This window comes from Candidatus Eremiobacteraceae bacterium (genome assembly GCA_035314825.1).
Lineage (GTDB): Bacteria > Vulcanimicrobiota > Vulcanimicrobiia > Eremiobacterales > Eremiobacteraceae > JAFAHD01.
Genome location: DATFYX010000036.1, coordinates 1 through 4,619, shown reverse-complemented (window position 1 = coordinate 4,619; position 4,619 = coordinate 1). Strand labels below are relative to the sequence as shown.

The window sequence follows — 4,619 nt, the reverse complement described above, 5'->3', positions numbered from 1 at the left end:
CTCGGCATCACGATGGACGGCGACCAGCAGCTGGTCATCTACAACATGGTGATCCTTGCGAGCACGTGCCTGACGAGTTTCCCGAAGGCGACGCTCGACGTGATCTACTACTAGATTCCCGAACAACAAATGCAAAGGCGCGCTCGCGAGAACGCGCCTTTTCGTTTGTCGGTCTGAGGCGGTTAGGCCGCGGCGCGGACGGGAACCGGCCGGTTCTCATCGACATCGAGCAGCTCGAACCATGTCTGGATGTCGTTGCGGCCGAGCCGCTGCCGCTCGCTGCGGAAGAAGGCCTCAGCGTCGCCGCCTGGCTCCGGCCCATCCTGTGCGAACTCCGTGTTGAAGGTCTCGATATCCGCGGGTTGCTTGCCTGCGAGACGCTGGCGTGCCCACGCTTCGATCTTCGCGTCCTCGCCGAGCTCTGCCACGGTCTTGGCGAACGCCTCGGGCTCGCTGCCCAAGAAGCTCAAGACATGCTTGTCCATGCCGCAGCCGAAGTGGTAAGGGCCGTCGGTGCCGGCGAGATGGGCGCGTGCTTTGTCGGTGGTCCGGGCGAGCATGACGACGCCCGCTAATTTCGCCTTCGGGCTACGGGGATAGCTCTTGGTGAGGTCCATATCGGTGGAGGCCTTTCTGAGGGCTTGGAGGGCCGTTTCCGGCCCCTGCCGGGGCTATAAGAGCGGCACCTTGGGGGTGCCTGAGCCATGTAAGTATACATCCTATAAGGGCGAAAGGAAAGTAGTGTCTGTAAGGTGTAGCAATACCCATGAAGATAGCGAGGTCGCCGCAATGACGTATGAAACCAAGCTGGCCTGCCCGATCCAACGCACGATGGCGATGATCGCCGACAAATGGAAGGTCATCGTGATCTACAACCTCGGCCAGCGCACGATGCGCTTCGGCGAACTGCAACGCGCGCTTGAAGGCATCACGCCCAAAGTGCTGACGCGCCAATTGCGCGATCTCGAAGGCGACGGATTGGTCTCGCGGCGCGTGCACGCGGAGATCCCGCCGCGCGTCGAGTACTCTTTGACGCCGCTGGGCCGCGAGCTGCTCCCCATCCTCGACCAGCTGCACGACTGGGCGACGCGCAACTCGGTTTCCCTGCTCGCGCGCCGCGAAGACCGGCATAAGAGCGAGCGCAGCCCCGCCGCCTAAGACGCGCATCGGACGCCATCGCACCTAGCTCTATTTCTGGTAGATAAACGCTCCATCGGGCGTCATACTTAGACCTGATTCGGCGGTGCTTGCGCCCGCCCACTTGCCGCCCGCGGAGAAAGCTTCATCACATGCCCACCATCACTGAACCATCCAACGCGCTGACCGCTCTCTCGAGCGATCTCGCCAATGCGGTCGAACGCGCCGGCGCGTCGACAGTCGCCGTCCACGCCCGCCACCGGCTCGGCTCGAGCGGCGTGCTCTGGCGTCCGGGGATCATCGTGACCGCCGACCACGCCGTGCGCCGCGACGATGACATCAGCGTCACGCTGCCGGACGGCACGAATGCGGACGCGACCCTCGCCGGACGCGATTCCGACACGGACCTTGCGATCTTGCGCATCGACGCGTCACCCGCGCTTGCGCTGCCCCTCTTCGCCGACGCGAGCGGCCTCAAAGCCGGCAACCTCGTGCTCGCGGTCGCGCGCGATGCAGAAGACGGCGTGCGCGCGTCCAGTGGGGTGATCAGTTCTGCCGGCGGACCGTGGCGCACGTGGCGAGGCGGCAACGTCGATCGCTTCATCAGTCTCGACCTCTCGCTCTACGCCGGCTTCTCCGGTGGACCGCTCGTCGACGTGGCCGGCCACGTGCTGGGCATCAACACATCGGCCCTGTCGCGGCGTTTCGATCTCACGATCCCCGTGGCGACGGTGGACCGCGTCGTCGATCAATTGAGCAGCGGACGGCGCGCCGGACGCGCCTATCTGGGCGTCGGGATGCAGCCGATCCGCCTCTCCGAGGCGCTGCGCCGCAGCGCGAAGGTCGACGCGGACGGCGGCGCCATCGTCGTCGCGGTCGAGCCGGATGGCCCGGCTGAAAAGGCCGGCGTGTTCATCGGCGACATCATCATCGGGTTTGACGACGCCTCGATCGAAGACACGGACGATATCCTCGCCCAGCTCGGCGGCGACCGCATCGGCGCGAAGGTGCGCCTGCGCATCGTGCGCGGCGGACAGGTCGTCGAGCAGGAGATAACGATCGGCGAGCGCGCCGTCGAGCGGGAGGACTGACGTGGACGCAAACCTCGCAGCAGGCGGTGTGGCCACGGCGGCCGCCCATGCAGCATTGGCCGAAAGGCTGCGGCGCAGCACCGTGCAAGTCACGGCGGGGCGCTACGGCGGCGGCTCCGGCGTCGTCTGGCGCGCCGACGGCTTGATCGTCACCAACGCCCACGTCGCACACGGCAAGCGTATGGCGGTCGAACTGGCGGACGGCACGTCTTTGCGGGCGGACCTCGTCGCGCGCGACGAAGAGCGCGACATCGCCGCACTGCGCGTCGACGCGGCCGGCTTGGACGCTGCGCGCATCGCTGACTCTGACGACGTGCGCCCTGGGCAGCTGGCGTTTGCGGTCGGCAATCCGCTCGGCTTGGTCGGCGCGGTGACCAGCGGCATCGTGCACGCGGCCGGATCGCATGCGGGCCGCCGCGCGCGCTGGATCCACGCCGACGTGCGCATCGCGCCGGGCAACTCCGGCGGGCCGCTCGCCGACGCACGCGGACGCGTCATCGGCGTGAACAGCATGATCTATGGGGGGCTCGCGGTCGCGGTGCCCAGCAACGCGGTCGAACGCTTTCTGCGCGGCCAAACCGCGCGGCCGCGCCTGGGCGTCACCGTTGAGCCCGTCAGATTGCGCTCGGGCGGACGCACCGACGTGCTTGGACTCTTGGTCTTCGACGTGACAGCCGGCAGCGCGGCGGAACACGCTGGGCTCTTGCCCGGCGACACGATCGTCGGCATTGCGGGGGCGCCGTTGCGAGATGCGAGCGATCTGCCTGACGCGCTCGCCCAGTCGGCATCGACGGGCGCGCTGGCGCTGACCATCGTCCGCGGCGGAGCGTTGCAGGATATCGCCGTGGACTTTTCGTCGCGCGCTGGAGTCGACGCCGCCGCGTGATCAGAGTTCTTCTGGAGAGTTCCCGGCTCACGCGAGCGGAGGTCGGCGCAGCGCTTCGCGCAGACGCCGCGCTCACGCTGCTTGCCGACGGGAATGCGGGCGGGGATCTCAGCTCGCGCGTCGACGAACTCGCGCCCGATGTGATCGTCCTCGAAGTCGAGGGCGATGAGACGATGAGCGAGCTCGTGCGCGATGCCGATCTGCGCGCCTGGCCGCCGTTGATGCTGCTCGCCGCACGCGCAGACGCGGGCTGGACGAACGCCGCGCTGCGCGCCGGCGTGCGGGCGGTGCTGCCGCGCAGCGGCCAGGATCTCGCCGCGGCCGTAGCGGCGGTGGCCGCCGGCTATATCGTGGTGCATCCGGATTCGGTCGAACGACTCATGCCGGCCAACGATGCCGGCGCGCACGCCGACAAGGGCCACGTGCTGACCGCGCGCGAGATCGAAGTCTTGCGTATGATGGCGCAAGGACTGGCCAACAAGGTCATCGCCTCGCGCTTGGGCATCTCCGAGCACACGGTGAAATTCCACGTCGGATCGATCTTCGCCAAGCTGCATGCCGGCAGCCGCACCGAGGCGGTCGCGTTGGGCGCGCGCCAAGGGCTTGTGATGCTCTGAGCCAAACCCAGCGGGGTATGGCCGACAAGCCCGACAAGCAGCGCGAAGTCATCAAACAATTCAAGAAGTACGGATTCGTCACCGGCGCGACGACGCGCACCGGCGCGATCCTCGTCGAGCTCAAAGGCGTCGAGCCCGTGCGCGTGCTCGTCCAGCCGGACGGCAGCGTGATCCACGTCTCGGGCGACGTCACCAGGTTCGATTGGGGTAAGTTCGACCGCCGCTAACCGCGCAGGAGCACCACGATCATGGCTGCCGCGCACGCAATGCCCGTCACGCTGATCGCGACGGCCAACCAGTACCAGAAAACGTAGAGACGTCGCTGCGTCTTGAATCGCTCCCTATGGGCAGCCTTGGCTGCGGCCCGGATCTCTTCGAGCCGGGTGCCCGGCCGGGCGGCGGCGATCCTCCAGCGAAAACCGCGAGCGATCATCATGAAGAACTCCCACCGCTCGTGATAGATATTGACGACGACGGCCGCGTACGCGGCCAGCGCTGCCGCGATGAGCGGAACGGGCCAATATCGGGGATCGAACTTCAACGCCGCTAGCGCGTAGACGACTGCACCGACGCCGGTGACGACAAATGTCATGATGGTCGAGCGATGCGTCTCAGCATCGCGTGCGAAAGCCGCGTGCTCGTCGTGCGCGTGCTGCAAGATATCGATGTCGACGTCTGCGAGCGGCGGTGCCGCCGGCTCGGCGCGATCAAACGTGGTCGCGATCCGGTGCAGCGCTGCGCGGGCCGGCTGCGACGCTTCGTTCATCGCACTGGAGTTAGGCGGCGCGGCACGAAGGTCCCCGGCACGGCGGAATCGGCCGCCGATTCGACGAGCCCGTGGAGCGGCGAGAGGCTGCACACCGGGTCGGTGTTCGATGCGTCGCCCGT

At 67.2% G+C, this 4,619-nt stretch carries 7 protein-coding genes; 5 read left to right on the top strand and 2 right to left on the bottom strand.

Annotation, left to right across the window (positions count from 1 at the left end; genetic code table 11):
- Nucleotides 1-182: 182 nt before the first annotated feature.
- Nucleotides 183-617 carry a DUF5069 domain-containing protein gene (locus VKF82_05050; GenBank protein HME81422.1) on the bottom strand — a complete coding sequence of 145 codons (435 nt, stop codon included), beginning with the start codon at nt 615-617 and terminating at the stop codon, nt 183-185.
- A gap of 172 nt (nt 618-789) precedes the next feature.
- Here VKF82_05050 and VKF82_05045 point away from each other — a divergent pair, with 172 nt between their 5' ends.
- The 5 genes from VKF82_05045 to VKF82_05025 all read left to right on the top strand — a co-directional run bounded on the left by VKF82_05045 (nt 790) and on the right by VKF82_05025 (nt 3,958).
- Nucleotides 790-1,158, top strand: coding sequence for a helix-turn-helix domain-containing protein (locus VKF82_05045; protein ID HME81421.1), 369 nt, complete (start codon nt 790-792; stop codon nt 1,156-1,158).
- A gap of 131 nt (nt 1,159-1,289) precedes the next feature.
- Nucleotides 1,290-2,228, top strand: a complete 939-nt coding sequence (locus VKF82_05040; GenBank protein ID HME81420.1) for a S1C family serine protease — start codon at nt 1,290-1,292, stop codon at nt 2,226-2,228.
- Nucleotide 2,229: 1 nt separating this feature from the next.
- Nucleotides 2,230-3,114, top strand: coding sequence for a trypsin-like peptidase domain-containing protein (locus tag VKF82_05035; protein HME81419.1), 885 nt, complete (start codon nt 2,230-2,232; stop codon nt 3,112-3,114).
- Nucleotides 3,111-3,731 carry a response regulator transcription factor gene (locus tag VKF82_05030; protein HME81418.1) on the top strand — a complete coding sequence of 207 codons (621 nt, stop codon included), beginning with the start codon at nt 3,111-3,113 and terminating at the stop codon, nt 3,729-3,731. Before VKF82_05035 ends, VKF82_05030 begins: the two co-directional genes overlap by 4 nt.
- Before the next feature lie 17 nt (nt 3,732-3,748).
- Nucleotides 3,749-3,958: a hypothetical protein gene (locus tag VKF82_05025; GenBank protein ID HME81417.1), complete on the top strand. Its 210-nt coding sequence runs from the start codon at nt 3,749-3,751 to the stop codon at nt 3,956-3,958.
- On the opposite strand, the gene VKF82_05020 is transcribed toward VKF82_05025, so the two are convergent.
- On the bottom strand, nt 3,955-4,497 hold the full coding sequence (locus tag VKF82_05020) for a hypothetical protein (GenBank protein HME81416.1): 543 nt from the start codon (nt 4,495-4,497) through the stop codon (nt 3,955-3,957). The two genes, VKF82_05025 and VKF82_05020, sit on opposite strands and share 4 nt — an antisense overlap.
- Nucleotides 4,498-4,619: the final 122 nt, after the last annotated feature.